This window comes from Streptomyces sp. SCPE 10 (assembly GCF_051980735.1).
In the GTDB taxonomy this organism is placed as follows: Bacteria; Actinomycetota; Actinomycetes; order Streptomycetales; family Streptomycetaceae; genus Streptomyces; species Streptomyces misionensis.
Map to the genome: position 1 here is coordinate 6,426,247 of NZ_CP197069.1, position 18,755 is coordinate 6,445,001.

Sequence of the window (18,755 nt, forward strand, 5' to 3'; positions counted from 1 at the left end):
GGGTGTCCCGATCCGAAGCAACCCCCTCCCCGCGACGGCAGGAACTGCTGGAGGCGGCGTACGCGTACGTCCTGCGCAGCGGCCTGGCCGAGCTGTCCCTGCGTCCGCTCGCCGAGGAGATCAAGTCCTCCCCGCGCGTGCTGCTGTACCTGTTCGGCAGCAAGGACGGACTGGTCCGCGCCCTGCTCGCGCGGGCCAGAGCCGACGAGCTGACGGCGGTCCGGCGGCTCGCCGCCCAGCGGCGCCCGTCGGAGGGGCTGGCGTCGGTGGCCGACGAGCTGTGGCGGTGGCTGTCCGACGACGCCCACCGCGGCCTGCTGAAACTCTGGGTCGAGAGTTACGCCCGGTCGCTCGTCGAACCCGACGGGCCCTGGGCCGGTTTCGCGGGCGACACGGTCGCGGACTGGCTCGCGCTGCTCGCCGACGCCCAGCCCCCGCGGACACGAGACACCGACGCGGGCCTCGCCCAGCGCACGCTGGTGCTCGCCGCCCTCCGGGGCGCACTGCTGGACCTGCTCGCCACCGGCGACCGGGAACGCACCGGTTCGGCGGTGCGCCGTCTGCTGGCGACCGTGGAGTGAGCCGGTCCGCATCCCCGGTGGGGACGAACCGGCTTGAACCCCTTGGGGACTGCCCCGTCCGCACCCGGTGACGACCGTGCCCCGGCACCGACCGCAACCTTTCCCCCTCCGGAACCCGGCACCGATCGGAACCCCGCACGGCCCCCGGGCCCCCGGCCGGGGCTCCCGACTCACCGGTCGGTGATCTCGGCGAGCCATGCCGTGTCCTCCGGGCCCGCGTCCTCGCGGCCGGTCAGCCACCGGACCTCGCCGGTGCCCAGGGCGACCGTGGCCCGTGGCCGCATCGGCCCCTGCCCGCCGCGTGCGAGCAGGACGAGTTCCCAGACCGTCGCCGCCATGGCGGGGAGCCGGGCGGCGCAGTCGGTGCAGACCCGCCGGGGATCGCGGGTCCGGCCCAGGGACAGGTGCGGGGTGAACTCCTCGGCCGGCCCGCGGCGGCACGGGAACCGATGTCGCAGTGCGCGGTGCAGGTCCGCCCACGGTGCCCCGCCCGCCGCGGCCGGGTCGAGCCACACGGTGGAGTACGCCCGGTGCCGGAAGGCGCGCACCCCGGCCAGCCGCGCGGTGAAGACCGGCACCTCGGCCGCCGCCGCCGCGAGCAGCGGGGCGGCCCGCTCGAAGTCGGCCTCCGGGACGAAGCCGAAGAGCACGTTGACGTGCGGCGGCCAGCGGTGGATCTGCGGATCGTGTTCCCGGCGGATGTCCTGGAGCGGCGGCCACAGCTGCGCCGGCGGGATCCACGCCACCGCCGTACGGGCCGTCGGGGACACGTCGAGGACGCCGACGGGCGCGGCCCGCACCCGGTCCCCGTCCGCCTGGCCGTCCGTACGCATCACGCCTCCTCGCCCGCCGGCACCCCCTTCTCCAGGGTGCCGCCCGCCGCGTCTTCGGCGGACTTCGTCGCGGGGCGCCGCTCGGGCGTACCGGGGCGGCGAAGGGCCTCGGTGAGACGGGCGGCCGCCTCGACGACGGTCCGGGAGAGGTGGGCGCCGGGGTGGCGGGTGAGGCGCTGGATCGGGCCGGAGACGGAGACGGCGGCCACCACCTGGCCGGACGGGCCGCGCACGGGCGCGGAGACGGAGGCGACATCGGGTTCGCGGTCGCCGACGGACTGGGCCCAGCCGCGACGCCGTACGCCGCTGAGGGTGGTGGCGGTGAAGCGGGCTCCCCTCAGGCCGCGGTAGAGGCGCTCGGGTTCCTCCCAGGCGAGCAGGACCTGGGCGGCGGAGCCGACCTGCATGGGCAGGGCGACCCCGACGGGAACGGTGTCGCGCAGACCGGCCAGACGCTCGACGGCGGCCACGCAGATGCGCTGGTCACCCTGTCTGCGGTAGAGCTGGGCGCTCTCGCCGGTGGCGTCGCGCAGCCGGGTGAGGACCGGGCCCGCGGCGGTCAGCAGGTGGTCCTCGCCGGCGGCGGCCGACAGTTCCGAGAGCCGGGGGCCGAGGGCGAACCGCCCTCCGGCGTCCCGGGTGACCAGGCGGAGGCGTTCGAGCGCGACGGCGATCCGGTGCACGGTGGGGCGGGTCAGACCGGTGGTCGTGACCAGACCGGCCAGGGTGGCGGGTCCGGCCTCCAAGGCACCGAGGATCAGGGCGACTCTGTCGAGCACGCCCACGCCGCTCGTCTTCTCCATGAATGGGTACTCCAGTCTCAAATCCCGCGGGCGCCGGTGGGGCCGCGCGCACGGGGGGCTCCGGCGAGGAGCGGTGAGGTCAGCGGGGACAGGCCGGAAGGGTCGGCCGATCGCCTGCGCCGGACACGAGACGGGTACACAGAGGGGCCGGGGCGGGAAGCGCCCGGGCGTCGGACAGCACAGAGAGCACCGTGTCTCCTCATCTTTCCCGCGCCGCGTTGGCGACAGGCCGGAGTTGGCACTGATCCCGCTCGGTGACGCGCGTGTCGCACGCCGACTCGACCGGGGAGTTGCCGGGGCTTCGTAGGGCCGGTCCCTCCACCCCTCTGGATGATTCGGGAGCAACCTTACAAGACGCCCCGGCCTGCCGAACCGGGGGAGTCCTCGGCGATCGAACCCCCGGCCCTGGCAACCGGTCAGGTTCTGCCGCTTCCGTGCCGATCGACCGCCGGGATGCAGGTGCGCGGTGCCACGCTCGACGGTGCGTCTGCCCAAGTCGCGCGCGAGGGGAAGGACATGCGGCTCGACCGCCGCTCAGTCCCCGCTGGTGGTGGGAGGCTCGTACTGGATGAGGTTCATGACGCTGGAGTCGGTGAGGGTGAGGACGTCGCCGAGTTGGCGGTTTTCGGCGACGTCGCGCAGGAGGCGGCGCAGGGTGCTGCCCATCGGTCGGGTGTGCGCCGGTGGCGGACTCAGCCGGCGAGCGGCCAGGTGGGCAGGGACTTGTCCTTCCAGGTGGCGTTGGCCACGCCGGCGAACGAGCCGTACCAGGCCAGCAGCGCGGTGAGCAGCCCCGCCCAGCCGCCCGCGTGCGAGACGCCCGTGCTCTGCCCCAGCTCCCCGGCGGCGAGCAGGACGAAGGTCAGCGACAGCGCCGTGAACACGGCGAGCAGGACAGCGTTGATCCGGGTTGCCACGACCGTCATGTAGAGGGTGAAGACGGCCCAGGCCAGCAGGAACAGGCCGGTGGCCTGGTAGGCGTGGGCGGCCGGCAGCTTCGGGGCGACGAACCGCACGTAGGCCGCGAAGGAGAGCCAGAAGCTGCCGTAGGAGGTGAAGGCCACGGCGCCGAAGGTGTTGTTCTTGCGGAACTCCCACATCCCGGCGAGCACTTGCGCGATGCCCCCGTACCAGAGGGCGAGCGGCAGCACCACGGCCTCCAGGGCGCCGTCCTTGATCAGGCCCGCGTTGAAGACGGAGAGCACGAAGGTGGTGAGGGCGAAGGCCGCCAGGCCCAGCGGGCCGGGGTCGGCGATCTGCGGCCGCGGGGCCGCGGGGCTCGCCGGGGTCCGCTCGTCGGTGCCGGGCGTCTGGGTGTCGGTCATGGTGCGGTCCTTGGGTCGAGGAGGGCTCGGACGCGGGTCCGGGAGCGAGGTGGTCCGGGAGGGAGGCGGTGCGGGCGCGACGGCGCACGGGCGGTGCGGGCCGGGCCGCGGGCCGGTCCGGAGCGCGGGTGCGCGGACGGGACGGGTCGCCGTTCCCGGTCGGGGAGCGCCGCCGGCCGTCCCGTGCCGGTGCCTTTCCCCCGGTCGGTTACTGTGCGGCACACCCGCCCCGCCGGGGAGCCCCCGTACGGGACTTGTCGATCAGTGGTGGCCGTCGAGCGACGAACGGACGGCGCCGGGAGACGAACGGTCGCCGGCCGTGGCCGAGCGGTCGGCCGGTCCCGCCGCCAGCGCCTCCGGCAGGTGCAGCCGGGCCAGCAGCACGGAGGCCGTCGCGGGCACCCTGCCGGGCGTGAGCAGGGAGACGCCGACCATGGTCAGGAACGCCGCCGGAACGCTCCAGGCGGCGGGCTCGGCGAGCAGGGCCCCCACCCAGCCCGGTCCGCCAACCCCCAGCAGCGTGAGGGTGAGGGCCGCCGCGGACAGCCCGCCGCCGACCAGCATCCCGGCGACGGCTCCGGCCGCGGTCAGCCGCCGCCACCAGATGCCCAGCACCAGCAGCGGACAGAACGTGGAGGCGGCCACCGAGAAGATCAGGCCCACTTCGTGGGCGACGGACATGCCGTTCCCCGACAGCAGCAGCGCGATGGCGCAGGGCACCAGGACGGCCGGCGCGGCGGCCCGCCGGAATCCCCGTACGTCCCCGCCGAACAGGTCCTGCGACAGCACCGCGGCCACGGACAGGGCCAGCCCGGAACAGGTCGACAGGAACGCGGCGAAGGCCCCCGCGACCACCAGCGCCGCCAGCAGCCGGCCGCCGGCGCCCGGCACCAGGAGGCCGGGCAGCCGCAGCACCTCGGTGTCCGCCCGGCCCGCCGCGGCCAGGTCCGGCGCGTAGAGCCGGCCGAGCCCGCCGTACACCTCCGGCAGCAGGTAGAAGACGCCCAGCAGGCACAGGACGCCCACCGTCGTACGGCGGGCCGCGCGGCCGTCGGGGCTGGTGTAGAAGCGGGCGGTGACGTGCGGCAGCCCCATCGTGCCGAGAAAGGTGGCCACCATCAGCGAATAGACGCCGTAGAGCCCCTGGCCGCCGCCGTGCCCGGACGCCGTGGGCGCCACCGGCAGCGGCGCCGGGCCGCCGGCCGGGTGCCAGACTCCGCGCCAGACGAGCAGCAGGACCAGGGCCGGAACGGCGAGCGCGATCAGTTTCAGCCAGTACTGGACGGACTGGACGAGGGTGACGCTGCGCATGCCTCCGGTGATCACGCTCACCAGCACCACCGCGGTCACCAGCACGGTGCCCGACCAGGCGGGCGCGCCGAGGGCCGTGTGCAGCGCGAGGCCCGCGCCCACCAGTTGGGGCACCTGGTAGAGCAGCCCGATCAGGACGACGAACACGGTGGCCGTCCGGCGCACCGCCGGCGAGCCGAGGCGCGCCTCGGCGAAGTCGGAGACGGTGTAGGCCCCCGAGCGGCGCAGGGGTGCGGCCACCAGCACGAGCAGCACCAGATAGCCGGCCGTGTACCCGATGCCGTACCAGAGCATCGTGCTCCCGTACGTCGCCAGCAGCCCGGCGATGCCCAGGTAGGAGGCGGCCGACAGGTACTCGCCGCTCACGGCGGCGGCGTTGCGCAGCGGCGAGACGGTGCGCGAGGCGACGTAGAAGTCCGGGGTGGACCGGGAGCGCAGGCCATAGCCGCCGATGCCCACCGTCACGGCCACGACGAGCAGGACGGCGGTCAGGTTCGCCGGCGCGTTCACCGGTCTGCGCTCACGAGCGGCGGACGTGTTCGTCGAAGTCGCGTTCGTTGCGCTCGGCGCGGCGGACGTAGCAGATCCCGGCCGCCACCAGCAGCGCGTAGACGGGCGGCCCCAGGACCAGCCAGGGCAGTCCGGCGCCCCACGGCCGCGCCCAGTGCGGCACGGGGACGTGCCCGAGCAGCAGCGGCAGGGCGGCCAGCGGCAGGCAGACGGCGGCGCAGACCAGCAGGCCCAGCCGGAGCTGGGTGCGCATCAGCGCCTTCATGTACACCTCGCCGAGCGGGGTCTGCTCGTGCACGTCGCGCACCGCCGCGTCCCGCCGGCCGGGCCGGGCGGCACGGGTGCGCGGGTGGGTGACGGTCACGCGCCGGGACGGGTCACCCACGGGCGGCCCTTGCGCCGCGCGGGAGGCCGGTCGCGGGCAGCATCAGCTCGCGCAGACGGCGGCTGCTGCGGCGACTGACCGGGAGCACGGTCCCGGCCACCCGTACCGACAACCGTCCCGAGTCGGCGACCAGTTCCTCGATGTGGCCGGTGGCGACGAGGTGGCGGCGGTGCACCCGCACGAACCCCGCGTCCTGCCACTGCTCCGCCAGGCTGGACAGCGGCGCCCGCAGCAGACAGCTGCCGGACGCGAGGTGCAGGCGCACGTAGTCGCCGCACGCCTCCACGTGCCGTACCTCGGAGCGCTGCACGAAGCGGGTCACCCCGGAGATCTCCACAGGGATCGTCTCGTCGTCGGCGGGCGGCACCGCCGGTGGCGCGGACGGCCCGGGCGCGGCCGGGGGAGCCGGGGCCGGGCCCGCGGCGGCCGGGGCCTGGGCACGCCGCTCGCCGATCCGCCGGACGGTCTCCGCGAGCCGCTCGGCGCGGACGGGTTTGAGCAGGTAGTCGAGGGCGCGCACCTCGAAGGCGGGCACCGCGAAGTCGTCGTACGCGGTGACGAACACGACCGGCGGCGGCTCGGCGAAGCGGGACAGCACCCGGGCCACCTCCAGCCCGTCCAGACCGGGCATGCGGATGTCGAGGAAGACCGCGTCCACGGGGTGCCGGTGGGCCAGTGCGCGGTCCAGCGCGAGCAGGGCCGAAGGCCCGTCCGCGGCGCACTCGACGGGACCGACGCCCTGGTGCAGTCCGAGCAGGTAGACCAGCTCGTCCCGGGCGTGTGGCTCGTCGTCGACCACCAGGATGCGGAGCATGCGCACATATGAGCAGCGCTCATATAGTTGGTCAATCTCTCCAGCGGTGTGGGATTGGCCACACGCGGAAAAGGGTTCGGTCGGCGGCCGGCCGGCGGGCCGCTCGCCCGGGTGCGCGTGGAGTGGTCCGGCTCAGCCGAGCGCCTCGCGCAGCCGGGGCGGCTGCGCTCCCTCCGCGGCCGGCGGAGCCGTCACCCCCGCACGGTACTTGGGCACCCGCAACCGTACTTTGGTGCCCGCGCCGGGCGCGGTCTCGATCACCAGCCCGTAGGCGTCGCCGTACACCCGCCGCAGCCTGGCGTCGACATTGCCGAGGCCCACCCCGCCCGAGCCGCTCCCGCCCGAGGCGGCCGTGCCGCCCGAGACCAGGATGCGGCGCACCTTCTCGGGGTCCATGCCGGCCCCGTCGTCCTCGACCGTGATGTGCGCCTCGGCCCCGACGTCCCACGCGAGGACCGTGATCCGCCCCGGTCCGGTGCTGCCCTCGAAACCGTGCCGCACCGCGTTCTCGACCAACGGCTGCACGCACAGGAACGGCACGGCCACCGGCAGCACTTCCACGGCCGCCTGGACGTCGATGCGCAGCCGGTCGCCGAACCGCGCCTGCTCCAGCACCAGGTACTGGCCGATCGAGCGGAACTCCTCGGCCAGCGTGGTGAATTCACCGTGCCGCCGGAACGAGTAGCGCGTGAAGTCGGCGAAGTCCAGCAGCAGTTCACGGGCCCGCTGCGGATCGGTGCGCACCAGCGAGGCGATCGCGGTCAGCGCGTTGCACGAGAAGTGCGGCGAGATCTGCGCGCGCAGCGCCCGCAGCTCCGCCTCCACCAGCCGGGTGCGGGAACGGTGCATCTCCGCGAGTTCCAGCTGGCCGGAGGTCCAGCGCGCCACCTCGCCGGCGGCCCGCACCAGGCCGGCCGACACACCCGGGGCGTAGACCAGCAGCGCGCCCTCGACCCGGTCCTCCACCACCAGGGGCGCGACGACGGCCTCGCGCAGCTCACAGCGCAGCTCGCCGCACCACACCCGGTCCGCCTTCAGCACCGCACTGCCGCCGCCGGCCAGCACCTCCCGCGCCAGCTCCGCCGCGCCCGCGCCATGGTGTTTGCCGGCACCGTCCCAGGCCAGCACCCGCTCGGTGTCGGTGAGGGCGAGCCCCGGGACGCCCAGCAGCTCGCGCAGATGCCGGGCTGCCGCACCGGCCGACGTCTCGGTCAGCCCCCCGCGCAGGGCCGGCGCCGCGAGGGACGCGCGGTGCAGCGCCTCGAAGGCCGCCTGCCCGGCGCGCCCGTCGAACCCGGCGTGCCGGCGCAGCCGACCGGGGCGCCGGAAGATGTCTGCCATGCCGGCCAAGGTAGCCCTCCCGTGCCGGGCGAGGTAGCCGTCCCGTGCCGGAGGGCGCTCGCGGAGGTACCGCGGTGGCCGGGGCCGGGCGCCGCGTCCGACGGCCGAAGGCGCGGCGCCCCCGGGTCGTGTCAGCGGGCGAACCTGGCGATGGCGGCCGGCGTGACGGGGGTGAAGAAGTTGACGAGGTTGCCGTCGGGGTCCCGCAGCAGCAGGGAGCGGTTGCCCCAGGGCATGGTGGTGGGCTGCTGGACGAAGTCCGGCACGACCTCGGCCAGGTCCCGGTGCACGCGGTCCACGTCGTCGACCATGAACTCGATGATCACGCTGTGGTTGTCGGCGGGGCGGGCGGCGCCGGGCGCGAACAGCGGCACGGTCCGGACACCGGCGACGGCGAGGGTGGCCGACGCGGTCCGCAGCTCCGCGAAGTCGTCCGTGGACCAGCTCGCCCGCACTCCGGTGGCGCGCTCGTAGAACCCGACCATGCGGGCGACGTCGCCGGTGATGACACGGATCGAGGTGAAGTTCATGGAATCTCCCAGGAAGGTGGTGCTTGCGGCCCCACGCTAGAACGGATACCGGACAGAACCCGCCCGGTATCCACGGCAGACTTGTCGGTATGTCCCGACCCATCGCGCGCGTCCTCACCCTGCTGGAGCTGCTGCAGTCCGGCGGTCTGCGGACCGTCGCCGAACTCGCCGCCCGGCTCGACGTCGACGAGCGCACGGTGCGCCGGTACGTCGATCACCTCGTCGACCTGGACATCCCCGTCGAGTCGGTGCGCGGCCGGTACGGCGGCTACCGGCTGGCCCCCGGCTACCGCATGCCCCCGCTGATGCTGAGCGACGACGAGGCGCTCGCGGTACTGCTCGGCCTGGTCGCCGGCCGGCGGTCCGGTCTGCTGCCCGCCACCGGCACCGCGAGCGAGACCGCGGCGGCCAAGATCAGACGTGTGCTGCCCGAACGGCTCCGCCACCGGCTCGACGCCGTACTCGGCTCCCTCGCCTTCACCGCCGCGCCCGGCACCTCGGCGGCCCCGGAGAGCGCGGTCCTGCTCCCGCTCGCGGACGCCGTGCACCATCGCCGGCCGGTCTCGATCCGGTACGTCGCCGCGGACGGCCGGCGCAGCGAGCGCACGCTGCACCCCTACGGGCTGGTCGCCCACGCGGGCAGGTGGTACGTGACCGGGGAGGACCGCACGGCGGGGGAGGACCGCATGTTCCGGCTGGACCGGATGCTGGGCGTGCGCACCCTGCCCGGCTCGTTCGAGCCGCCCGCCGGTCCCGACCCCGCGCAGCGCGTCCTGCGCGGTCTCGCCACGGCTCCGTACCGGCACGAGGTGACGGTGCGGGTCCAGGGGACCGCCGAGCACCTCCAGGACCGGCTGCCCGCCGGTGTCGCGATCGTGGCCGAGCTGCCGACCGCGAGTGGCGGGGACGCGGAGCCCGAGCCCTGGTCCCGCGTCGACATGCGGGTGGAACGGCTCGACTGGCTGCCCGCCGTGCTCGCCTCGCTCGACCGCCCCTTCGTCATCGAGCGGCCGGACGAACTCCGTGCCCTGGTCGCCGACTTCGCCGCACGCCTCGCGGACAGCGCCCGCCGCAGACCGCCCCACGCGTGAGCGGCCGGCCGGCCCGTCCCGGGCGGTTCGGCGATGCCGGCGGGCGGCGGGCGACCGATCCCCCGGCGCCCGGTCGGACGCCGCTTCCGCGCCGGCCGTTCGCGGGGCACGCCCGTGGGCCCGCACCATATATTTCCCGCCAAAGTATTGACCTCCCATTCAATAACTCTCATCCTGCATAGACATATGCAGGTCGGTGATGGAACTGCGGGAGAGGGCATACCTATGACAAGCGTGGTCGAACAACGCTCGATCGATGTGGTTCCCGACGCCGAACGGCACGGCAGCGCCTTCAGCCAGTTCACCCTCTGGCTGGGCGCCAATCTCCAGATCACCGCGGTCGTCACCGGGGCGCTCGCCGTCGTCTTCGGCGGCGGCGCCTTCTGGTCGATCATCGGCCTGCTGCTCGGCAACCTGCTCGGCGGCGCCGTCATGGCCCTGCACTCGGCGCAGGGGCCCCGCCTCGGTCTGCCGCAGATGATCTCCAGCCGGGCCCAGTTCGGCGTCCGGGGCGCCGTCGTCCCACTGGTGCTGGTCATCGTCATGTACGTCGGCTTCTTCGCCAGCGGCAGCGTGCTGGCCGGCGAGGCCGTCGGTGAACTCACCCACCTCGGCGACACCACCGGCATCGTGATCTTCGCCCTGATCACCGCGGTCACCACGATCGTCGGCTACCGGCTCATCCACACCCTGGGCCGGGTCGCCAGCATCGTCTGCGCGCTCGCGTTCGTCTACCTCGGCATCCGCCTGCTGGGACGCGCCGACCTGACCGGCCTGCTCGCCGACCGCTCCTTCCACCTGCCGCTGTTCCTGCTCGCCGTCTCGCTCTCCGCCTCCTGGCAGCTGGCCTTCGGCCCGTACGTCGCCGACTACTCGCGCTACCTGCCCCGCGCCACCTCCGCCCGCGCCACCTTCTGGTGGACCCTCGGCGGCACCGCGCTCGGCTCCCAGTGGTCCATGACCTTCGGCGCCCTCGTGGCGGCCACCGCGGGCAGCGCCTTCGTGGACAACCAGGTCGGCTACGTCGTCGGGCTGGGCGGCGCCGGCCTGATGGCCTCGTTCCTGTACTTCGTCATCGCCCTCGGCAAGCTGACCGTCAATGTGCTCAACACCTACGGCGGCTTCATGTCGCTGGTGACCGGGATCGGTGGCTTCCGCGCCCAGCGCACCGTCTCCCCGCGGGTGCGCGCCGTCTACATCGCCGGGATCATGATCGCGGGCACCGTGATCGCCCTCCTGGGCAAGGACAGCTTCCTGGACTCCTTCAAGGACTTCCTGCTCTTCCTGCTCACGGCCTTCACCCCCTGGTCCGCGATCAACCTGGCGGACTACTACCTGATCGCCAAGGAGCGCTACGACCTGCCCGCGCTGAGCGACCCGCACGGCCGCTACGGCGCCTGGCGCGTCCGCGCCCTCGTCGTCTACGGCATCGGCCTCCTGGTCCAACTCCCCTTCCTGACCACGAGCTTCTACACCGGCCCGCTGGTCAGGCACCTCGGCGGCACGGACATCTCCTGGATCGTCGGCCTCGCGATCCCGGCCCTCCTCTACTGGCTCGCGGCCCGCCGGGACACCGGCCACGTCCCGGACCGCATGATCCTCACCGCCGAACCGGGGACGAGGACGCAGACCCCCGTCTCCTGAGGTGGTCCTGAGCGCGGGGTGGCCCGGCGTTACCGGTCGGCGGTCGCGGCGTCCGCCCGGTCGGACCGCAGCCGGGCGGCCAGCCGGGCCACCTCGGTGTACAGCGGGTGGTCGTGGGCCACTCCCCAGCGGTGCAGATAGACGAGCAGCTGGGTGATCACGGTGTCGTACTCCACGAGCACGGAACTCTTCTTCGCGGTGAGCAGCTCGACGCGCATCAGGTACTGGTAGGTGGGTTCGTCGATCTTGCCGTGCGACTTGAAGCTCGCGGCGTAACGGCCGACCCCCTTCTGCGGGTCGCTCGCGTAGTCGAGCTTCGCCCTGAAGAGGTCGCTCTGGGCGGCGGTCAGCGTCCCTCCGTCCTGTTCCAGCAGGTCTTTCAGAAGGTCGATCTCCGCATTCCGTTCCTCGGCCAGCCGGCGGATCTCGTCGTCGCCGAGACCGCGCCGCAGGAGCAGCAGGATCGCGGTGTTCGCATAGCTTTCGCCCGCGTCCACATGGGTGAGTTCATGGGCGAGCGAACCGAGCCGTTCGGTCGTGCCCTGCCCCTGGTACACGGCGTGCCTCATCGAGTACTTCTCGGCGGACCCCTCGGGGGAGAGGGACGTGCCCGGCATCCCGGTCGTGAAGCCGACGATGCCGCGGTGCGCCAGCAGGTCGCCCAGCAGATCCCGGGTGACCTGCGGGGCGCCGGGGTCCCGCCGGATGGCGTCCAGGCGGTCCAGATCGTCCTCGACCAGCCTGCGTCTGTCGTCCTCCGGCAGATCCCTGACGACGCCGTTCACCCAGTCCGCGAGCCGGGCGTTGGTGAGGGACAGGTCGCTGTCCACGGCCGCGCCGGTCTCCTCGATCCGCGTGAGGACGGTGTCCTGCGCGGCCAGCAGCAGGCGCGCCCGGGCCAGTCCGTCCGCCGTGTTCCTGGCCTCCTCCAGCCGCCGGCAGATCTCCTGGTGGGCGTGCACCTGCTCGATGATCTCCTCGATGACCGCGTCCAGCCGGATGTCGTTGGATTCCGTGTGGCTTTCCGCGACCAGGGAATCGACCTCCGCCTGATGCCTTTTCGACTTCGAGTTCCTGGCGTACTCCTCGGCGGCGGCCCTGATTTTCTCCAGTTGCCTGAACCGGGCGCTGAACCCCTCCTGCGGCAGCTTGTGATAGGCCGCCAGTTCCCGCTCGACCGCTTCGATGGAAGAGCCGCGCTTCTCGAAGCGGCCCACGGCGGTCCGCCGCCGGAATTCCTCGACCGAGATCAGGCGGGCGACGGGCAGCCCGGCACCCGGGCGCCCGGCCGGCGGCGCAGCCGCGGCGCCGGGCAGGGCACCGGCCGCCACCCGTACCGCCTCGCGCTCGAACCGGTCCGACGGATCGCTGAGCGCCAGCCCGGTACCGGTGTCCGACCCGGCGACCGGCCCGCGCCGCTGCTGCACGACATGCGTCAGCTCATGGGCGAGCACCTCGCGGCCCGCGTCGGACGCCGTGTCGTAGCGGCCGCGCCGGAACACGATGTGGGAACCGGAGGTGTAGGCCTCGGCGGCGACCGCGGCGGCGGACTCGTGCGCCGCCCGGTCGGTGTGCACACGGACGTCGGAGAAGTCCGCGCCCAGCCTGGTCTCCATGTCGGCGCGCACCGGTTCGTCCAGCGGGCGGCCGGGGGAGCGCAGCACCCGGCGCACCGACGCGGACCCTCGTTCCTCCGGGTCGGCGTGCTCCGGTCCGGCCCGGTTCAGCAGCTCGCCGACCGCGGCGTTGCCGATCAGCCGTTGCAGGGCGGGCAGTGCGTCGGGCCGCACCGGGGCGCCCGGGCCGGGACGCCGGGCGTCGGCCGTGCGCGCCGTGGCGGGCTCGGCACCCGCGGTCTCCTCGTGTCGCTTGCGGTGTCCGCGCACGTCGCTCCTCACCACGGCGAGTTCCTCCGTTCCGGTGTACGGCGCCGACGGCCCGCCGGGTAGGGGAGAACGGGCAGAACCGGGGCAGGACAGATGCCTGACGGGGGCAACGGGCGGGGCACCGGGCGGAGTGCGGCGGGGCCCGGTCAGCGTGGACCGGCGGTGGTGTCGGCGGTGTCCGGGTCGACGACACGGAAGCATTCGGCGACGACCAGCGCGTCGTCGTCGACCGCGGGGGTGTAGCCGAGCAGTTCGGTCATCGTCTCGCCGCCGAAGAACTCCCGGTGGGCGGCGGCCCACTCCGCGGCGTCCGCGTACCCTCGGCCCTCGTCCCGGGCGAACCGGTCGTCCACCGCGCCGAAGGGGATGACCCGGACCTCGGTCAGTTCGATCACGACGGCCGGCCGGTCGTCCGAGTCGAGCACCGCGTACCGCATGCCCGCCTCGGGCACGGGCTCGCCCGCGCGCTCCAGGATCTCGGCCAGCGCCGTCATCGCGGTCTTGCGTCCGGCGACGATGGCCTCGACCCCGCGGTCGCGCTCCGGACCGGGGAAGGCGAGGGCCAGCGTGGGGAGATCGTCGGGGAACATGGGCCGAGCGTACTCGAGACGTGTCGGCGAACTCACGTGTTGCACAGGTGGGTTGGCTCGCGCGGGCCGGCGTGCTCCCGACGCGCCCGGCCCGCCCGCCCCCGCCCGTCCCCGGCGGGGCGCGGACGGGTCGGCGTGAACGGCGCGGTGCACGTGGTCACTTGGTGAAGGCCCCGGTCCCGTTCGGGGTGCCGGGACCGGTCGGGCCGTCGTAGCCCGGCCGGCCCGGGTGGGCGTACGGGTGCCGCCGTACACGTCGGCAGGTCGTACAGGAAGCGGTAGGCCGCCAGGTCCTGCCCGGCGTTTCCCGGAACCGCGGCCCGGGTAGGTCGCCGTTACGGCGGTCGGTCGCGAGCGGGGCGTCCGGCGCCCGTCGTCCGGCCGGACGGCAGGCCCGCCGAACGCCCCCTGACCTCGACGGGGTTCGCATCGACCGAGATCCGCCGAAACCCTTGACGCGTCGTCCCCCCGCCGGTTAACTCACGTCCTAAATTAAGACGTGAGGGGCTTAGTCATGCGCAGCATCCGAGCCGCGGCAACCTGTGCCGTCACCCTGTCACTCGTCCTCGCGGCGACGGCCTGCGGAGGCGGTTCGTCGACGGGGGGCGGGTCGAACGACGCACCCAAGACGCTGACGTACTGGGCCTCCAACCAGGGTGCCAGCGTCGCCGTCGACAAGCAGGTGCTCCAGCCGGAACTCGACAAGTTCGAGAAGCAGACCGGCATCAAGGTGAAGCTGGAGGTCGTGCCCTGGTCGGATCTGCTCAACCGGATCCTGACCGCGGCCACCTCCGGTCAGGGGCCGGACGTGCTCAACATCGGCAACACCTGGAGCTCGTCCCTGCAGGCGACCGGCGCGCTGATGCCCTGGGACGCGAAGAACTTCGACAAGATCGGCGGCAAGGGGCGGTTCGTCGCATCCGCGCTCGCCTCGACCGGCGCCCAGGGCAAGGACCCGGCCGCCGTGCCGCTGTACTCCATGGCGTACGCGCTCTACTACAACAAGAAGATCTTCGCCGACGCGGGGATATCCCAACCACCCGCCACCTGGGACGAGTTGATCGCCGACGGCAAGAAGATCAAGGCGAAGGACAAGTCGGTGCTCGGCGCCGAGGGCTCCAACCTGTCGGAGAACATCCACCACGTGTTCGTCTTCGCCAAGCAGCACGGCGCCGACTTCTTCACCTCCGACGGCAAGCCCGCCTTCACCGACCCCAAGGTGGTCGAGGCGGTCAAGAGCTACGTCGATCTGATGGCCCGGGACCAGGTCATCCCGACCGGGGACGCCGAGTACGCGCAGAACCAGTCCGTCAGCGACTTCGCCAAGGGCCGCCTGGCCATGCTGCTGTGGCAGTCGGCCTCCGCCAACCTCGCGTCGCAGGGGATGCACGAGAGCGACTACGGCGTGGCGCCCGTGCCCGTGCGCTCCGGCACCCCCGGTCCCGGCACCCAGATCGACTCGATGGTCGCGGGCATCAACATCGCGGTCTTCCGCGACACCCACAACGTCGACGGGGCGACGCGGTTCGTCAAGTTCATGACCTCGGACGACGAGCAGAAGATCCTCAACAAGGCCTACAGCTCCATCCCGCCGGTCACCTCGGCCCAGAGCGACCCCGCGTTCAACACCCCCGCCAACTCGGTGCTCAAGAACACCCTCACCACCAGCGCCGCCGCCCTGCCGCAGGTGCCCAACGAGTCGCAGTTCGAGACGACGGTCGGTACGGCCGTCAAGGACCTGTTCGCCGACGCCGCCGCCGGCCGCGCGGTGACCACCGACTCGGTCCGGGCCGCGCTGCAGAAGGCCCAGCAGCAGATGCCGGCGGCGTAACGACCATGACCACGACCGCACTCCAGGAACCGGTGCGAGGAACACCCTCCGGTGCGCCGACGGCCCGCAAGCCGCGCCGGCGCACCGGACGGACCCACCGGGCCCTGCTGCCCTACCTGCTGCTCCTGCCGGCCCTCCTGCTCGAACTCCTCGTCCATCTGGTGCCGATGGTCATCGGCGTCATGATGAGCTTCAAGGAACTCGTGCAGATCTACATCCGCGACTGGAGCAGCGCCCCCTGGGCCGGGCTCGGCAACTACCGGATGACGGTGGACTTCGACGCCCCCGTCGGTGCCGCGCTGCTGCACTCCTTCCTCGTCACCGTCGGCTTCACCCTGCTGTCCGTCGCCCTGTGCTGGCTGATCGGCACCGCCGCCGCGCTCTTCCTCCAGGACTCCTTCCGCGGCCGGGGCCTGCTGCGCGCCCTGTTCCTGGTGCCGTACGCGCTGCCCGTCTACGCGGCCGTCATCACCTGGGTGTTCATGTTCCAGCACGACAACGGCCTGGTGAACCACGTCCTCCACGACCAGCTGCACCTCACCGACAAGCCCGCCTTCTGGCTCATCGGCGACAACAGCTTCTACGCCCTGCTCACCGTGTCCGTGTGGAAGGGCTGGCCGTTCGCCTTCCTGGTGGTGACGGCCGGGCTCCAGAACATCCCGGGGGAGCTGTACGAGGCCGCCGCGCTGGACGGCGCCGGCATGTGGCAGCGGATCGCCCGGATCACCCTGCCGTCGCTGCGCCCGGTCAACCAGGTGCTGATCCTCGTCCTGTTCCTGTGGACGTTCAACGACTTCAACACCCCGTACGTGCTGTTCGGCAGGGCCGCGCCGGACGCCGCCGACCTCGTCTCCGTCCACATCTACCAGGCGTCCTTCGTCACCTGGAACTTCGGCACCGGTTCCGCCATGTCCGTCCTGCTGCTGCTCTTCCTGCTCGTGGTGACGGGCGCCTATCTGCTGATCACGTCCCGAGGACGGAGGGGCGCCGATGCATGACTCGCCCATGGCACCGCCGCGCTCGTTCCTGTGGGCCCGCCGGGTCTTTCTGACCCTGCTCACCGGCTTCGTGCTGATCCCGGTGTACGTGATGGTCTCCAGCTCGCTGAAGCCCCTCGCGGACGTCACCGGGAAGTTCCGCTGGCTGCCCAGCGGGCTGACGTTCCGGCCGTACATCGACATCTGGTCGACCGTGCCGCTCGCCCGCTACTTCGTGAACTCGCTGATCGTGGCCGGCGCCGCGACCCTCTGCTCGGTCGTGGTCGCGGTGTTCGCCGCCTACGCCGTCAGCCGCTACGACTTCCGGGGCAAGCGCGTCTTCACGGTCACCGTGCTGTCCACCCAGATGTTCCCCGGCATCCTGTTCCTGCTCCCGCTGTTCCTCCTCTACGTCAACATCGGCAACGCCACCGGCATCGCCCTGTTCGGCTCCCGCGGCGGGCTGATCCTCACCTATCTCACCTTCTCGCTGCCCTTCTCGATCTGGATGCTCATCGGGTACCTCGACTCGGTGCCGCGCGACCTGGACGAGGCCGCGCTGGTGGACGGCTGCGGGCCGCTCGGCGCGCTGTTCCGGATCGTCGTACCGGCCGCGATCCCCGGCATCATCGCGGTCGCCGTCTACGCGTTCATGACCGCGTGGGGCGAGGTGCTGTTCGCGTCGGTGATGACCAACGACACCACCCGCACCCTCGCCGTCGGCCTCCAGGGCTACTCCACCCTCAACAACGTCTACTGGAACCAGATCATGGCCGCCTCCCTGGTCGTCAGCGTGCCCGTGGTGGCCGGCTTCCTGCTGCTCCAGCGCTACCTGGTCGCCGGACTGACGGCGGGCGCCGTCAAATGACCGGCAACACCCCGTATTCCGAAGGGACTTCCGTGTCCGAACCCATCGACCTCGCCGCCTTCCCGCACGACTTCCTGTGGGGCACGGCCACCGCGGCCTACCAGATCGAGGGGGCCGTCGCCGAGGACGGCCGGGCGCCCTCGATCTGGGACACCTTCTCGCACACCCCCGGGAAGATCGCGGGCGACGACAACGGCGACGTCGCCTGCGACCACTACCACCGCCGGGGCGAGGACATCGCTCTGATGCGCCGCCTCGGCGCCAACGCCTACCGGCTCTCCGTCGCCTGGCCGCGCGTCGTGCCCGGCGGCACCGGCCCGGTGAACCCCAAGGGGCTCGCGTTCTACGACGAGTTGGTGGACGACCTGCTCGCGGCGGGCATCACCCCGTCCGTCACCCTCTACCACTGGGACCTGCCGCAGGTGCTCCAGGACCGCGGCGGCTGGCCGGAGCGGGACACCGCCCTGGCCTTCGCCGACTACGCGTCCGCGGTCGCCGCCCGCCTCGGCGACCGGGTCACGCTGTGGACGACGCTCAACGAGCCCTCCTGCTCGGCCTGGATCGGTCACTACGAGGGCACGATGGCACCCGGCTGGACCGATCTGACCGCCGCCGTCCGCGCCTCCTGCCATCTGCTCCTCGGCCACGGCCTCGCGGCCGAGGCCGTCCGCGCCGCCGCCCCCGGCGCCCGGATCGGCATCGTCAACAACCTCTCCACCGTGCACCCGGCCACCGACCGCCCCGAGGACGTGGCCGCGGCCCACCGCCACGACGGCCACGTCAACCGCTGGTGGCTCGACCCGGTGCACGGCCGCGGCTTCCCCGCCGACATGATCGAGACCTACGGCGTGGAACTCCCGCTGAAGCCCGGCGACTTGGAGACGATCGCGGCGCCACTGGACTGGCTGGGCCTGAACTACTACTTCCCGGCCCACGTCACCGACGACCCCGACGGCCCGGCGCCGTACGCCCGTTCCGTACGCCGCGAGGGTGTGCCGCGCACCGGCATGGACTGGGAGATCGACCCGAGCGGCATCGAGACCCTGCTGCTGCGCCTCACCGAGGAGTACGGCGCCCGCACGCTCTACGTCACCGAGAACGGCTCCGCCTTCCCCGACGTGCTCCGTCCCGACGGCACCGTCGACGACCCCGAACGCCGGGACTACCTCGAATCCCACCTGGCCGCCTGCGCCTCCGCGATCCGCCGCGGCGCCCCCCTGGCCGGCTACTTCGCCTGGTCCCTGCTGGACAACTTCGAGTGGGCGTACGGCTACGACAAGCGCTTCGGCCTCGTCCACGTGGACTACACCACCCAGAAACGCACCATCAAGAACAGCGGTCACCGCTACGCGGAGATCGTCCGCGCCCACGGGCGACTGCGCAGCGACGCCGCCTGAGCCCGGCGTCGGTGTCACGGGGAGCGGGCGCCCGAGGG

At 72.9% G+C, this 18,755-nt stretch carries 17 protein-coding genes, 1 pseudogene and 1 riboswitch; of the genes and pseudogenes, 7 read left to right on the forward strand and 11 right to left on the reverse strand.

Features of this window, described 5'->3' with window-relative positions:
• Nucleotides 1-2: 2 nt before the first annotated feature.
• Nucleotides 3-581: a TetR/AcrR family transcriptional regulator gene (locus ACSP97_RS29505; protein ID WP_358675073.1), complete on the forward strand. Its 579-nt coding sequence runs from the start codon at nucleotides 3-5 to the stop codon at nucleotides 579-581.
• Nucleotides 582-751: 170 nt separating this feature from the next.
• Here ACSP97_RS29505 and ACSP97_RS29510 read toward each other — a convergent pair whose 3' ends face one another.
• The 9 genes and pseudogenes from ACSP97_RS29510 to ACSP97_RS29550 form a co-directional block, all read right to left on the reverse strand.
• Entirely contained in the window at nucleotides 752-1,414 is a 663-nt protein-coding gene (locus tag ACSP97_RS29510) for a 2'-5' RNA ligase family protein (protein ID WP_440555067.1), read from the reverse strand.
• 89 nt (nucleotides 1,415-1,503) lie between these two features.
• Nucleotides 1,504-2,217: pseudogene (locus ACSP97_RS29515) on the reverse strand (IclR family transcriptional regulator); the annotation flags it as partial.
• Between the two features lie 196 nt (nucleotides 2,218-2,413).
• A riboswitch (SAM riboswitch) is annotated at nucleotides 2,414-2,554 on the reverse strand.
• A 197-nt stretch (nucleotides 2,555-2,751) separates the two neighbouring features.
• Nucleotides 2,752-2,883: a hypothetical protein gene (locus tag ACSP97_RS29520; RefSeq protein ID WP_440555069.1), complete on the reverse strand. Its 132-nt coding sequence runs from the start codon at nucleotides 2,881-2,883 to the stop codon at nucleotides 2,752-2,754.
• Between the two features lie 26 nt (nucleotides 2,884-2,909).
• Nucleotides 2,910-3,542, reverse strand: a complete 633-nt coding sequence (locus tag ACSP97_RS29525; RefSeq protein WP_358269592.1) for an acetate uptake transporter — start codon at nucleotides 3,540-3,542, stop codon at nucleotides 2,910-2,912.
• A gap of 261 nt (nucleotides 3,543-3,803) precedes the next feature.
• Nucleotides 3,804-5,363, reverse strand: a complete 1,560-nt coding sequence (locus tag ACSP97_RS29530) for a sodium/solute symporter (protein WP_355152637.1) — start codon at nucleotides 5,361-5,363, stop codon at nucleotides 3,804-3,806.
• A 10-nt stretch (nucleotides 5,364-5,373) separates the two neighbouring features.
• A complete protein-coding gene (locus tag ACSP97_RS29535) occupies nucleotides 5,374-5,748 on the reverse strand; it encodes a hypothetical protein (protein ID WP_355322768.1) in 375 nt (124 codons plus the stop codon).
• Nucleotides 5,741-6,562, reverse strand: coding sequence for a LytR/AlgR family response regulator transcription factor (locus ACSP97_RS29540; protein WP_358675082.1), 822 nt, complete (start codon nucleotides 6,560-6,562; stop codon nucleotides 5,741-5,743). The genes ACSP97_RS29535 and ACSP97_RS29540 overlap by 8 nt, the downstream gene beginning before the upstream one ends.
• Nucleotides 6,563-6,694: 132 nt before the next feature.
• The gene (locus ACSP97_RS29545) at nucleotides 6,695-7,903 is read right to left on the reverse strand and encodes a sensor histidine kinase (protein WP_388315730.1); all 1,209 of its coding nucleotides are present in this window, start codon (nucleotides 7,901-7,903) and stop codon (nucleotides 6,695-6,697) included.
• 131 nt (nucleotides 7,904-8,034) lie between these two features.
• Nucleotides 8,035-8,433 carry a VOC family protein gene (locus ACSP97_RS29550; protein ID WP_355322774.1) on the reverse strand — a complete coding sequence of 133 codons (399 nt, stop codon included), beginning with the start codon at nucleotides 8,431-8,433 and terminating at the stop codon, nucleotides 8,035-8,037.
• Nucleotides 8,434-8,522: 89 nt separating this feature from the next.
• On the opposite strand from ACSP97_RS29550, the gene ACSP97_RS29555 reads away from it, so the two are divergent.
• Complete coding sequence (locus ACSP97_RS29555; protein ID WP_440555073.1) at nucleotides 8,523-9,524, forward strand: helix-turn-helix transcriptional regulator; 1,002 nt, start codon at nucleotides 8,523-8,525, stop codon at nucleotides 9,522-9,524.
• 225 nt (nucleotides 9,525-9,749) lie between these two features.
• Nucleotides 9,750-11,168, forward strand: a complete 1,419-nt coding sequence (locus ACSP97_RS29560) for a purine-cytosine permease family protein (RefSeq protein ID WP_440555075.1) — start codon at nucleotides 9,750-9,752, stop codon at nucleotides 11,166-11,168.
• Between the two features lie 29 nt (nucleotides 11,169-11,197).
• Here the strand turns inward: ACSP97_RS29560 and ACSP97_RS29565 are convergent, their stop codons facing one another.
• Nucleotides 11,198-13,069, reverse strand: coding sequence for an eCIS core domain-containing protein (locus ACSP97_RS29565; protein WP_388295835.1), 1,872 nt, complete (start codon nucleotides 13,067-13,069; stop codon nucleotides 11,198-11,200).
• Between the two features lie 131 nt (nucleotides 13,070-13,200).
• Nucleotides 13,201-13,644, reverse strand: coding sequence for an ASCH domain-containing protein (locus ACSP97_RS29570; RefSeq protein WP_440555077.1), 444 nt, complete (start codon nucleotides 13,642-13,644; stop codon nucleotides 13,201-13,203).
• Between the two features lie 514 nt (nucleotides 13,645-14,158).
• Here ACSP97_RS29570 and ACSP97_RS29575 point away from each other — a divergent pair.
• From ACSP97_RS29575 to ACSP97_RS29590, 4 genes are read left to right on the forward strand one after another with little or no spacing between them, the layout of a single operon-like run.
• On the forward strand, nucleotides 14,159-15,475 hold the full coding sequence (locus ACSP97_RS29575; protein ID WP_355532866.1) for an ABC transporter substrate-binding protein: 1,317 nt from the start codon (nucleotides 14,159-14,161) through the stop codon (nucleotides 15,473-15,475).
• Between the two features lie 5 nt (nucleotides 15,476-15,480).
• Nucleotides 15,481-16,473, forward strand: coding sequence for a carbohydrate ABC transporter permease (locus tag ACSP97_RS29580; RefSeq protein ID WP_355532864.1), 993 nt, complete (start codon nucleotides 15,481-15,483; stop codon nucleotides 16,471-16,473).
• A gap of 7 nt (nucleotides 16,474-16,480) precedes the next feature.
• On the forward strand, nucleotides 16,481-17,320 hold the full coding sequence (locus tag ACSP97_RS29585; protein WP_355152666.1) for a carbohydrate ABC transporter permease: 840 nt from the start codon (nucleotides 16,481-16,483) through the stop codon (nucleotides 17,318-17,320).
• The gene (locus ACSP97_RS29590) at nucleotides 17,317-18,717 is read left to right on the forward strand and encodes a GH1 family beta-glucosidase (RefSeq protein ID WP_355152656.1); all 1,401 of its coding nucleotides are present in this window, start codon (nucleotides 17,317-17,319) and stop codon (nucleotides 18,715-18,717) included. Before ACSP97_RS29585 ends, ACSP97_RS29590 begins: the two co-directional genes overlap by 4 nt.
• The last annotated feature ends 38 nt before the right edge of the window (nucleotides 18,718-18,755 follow it).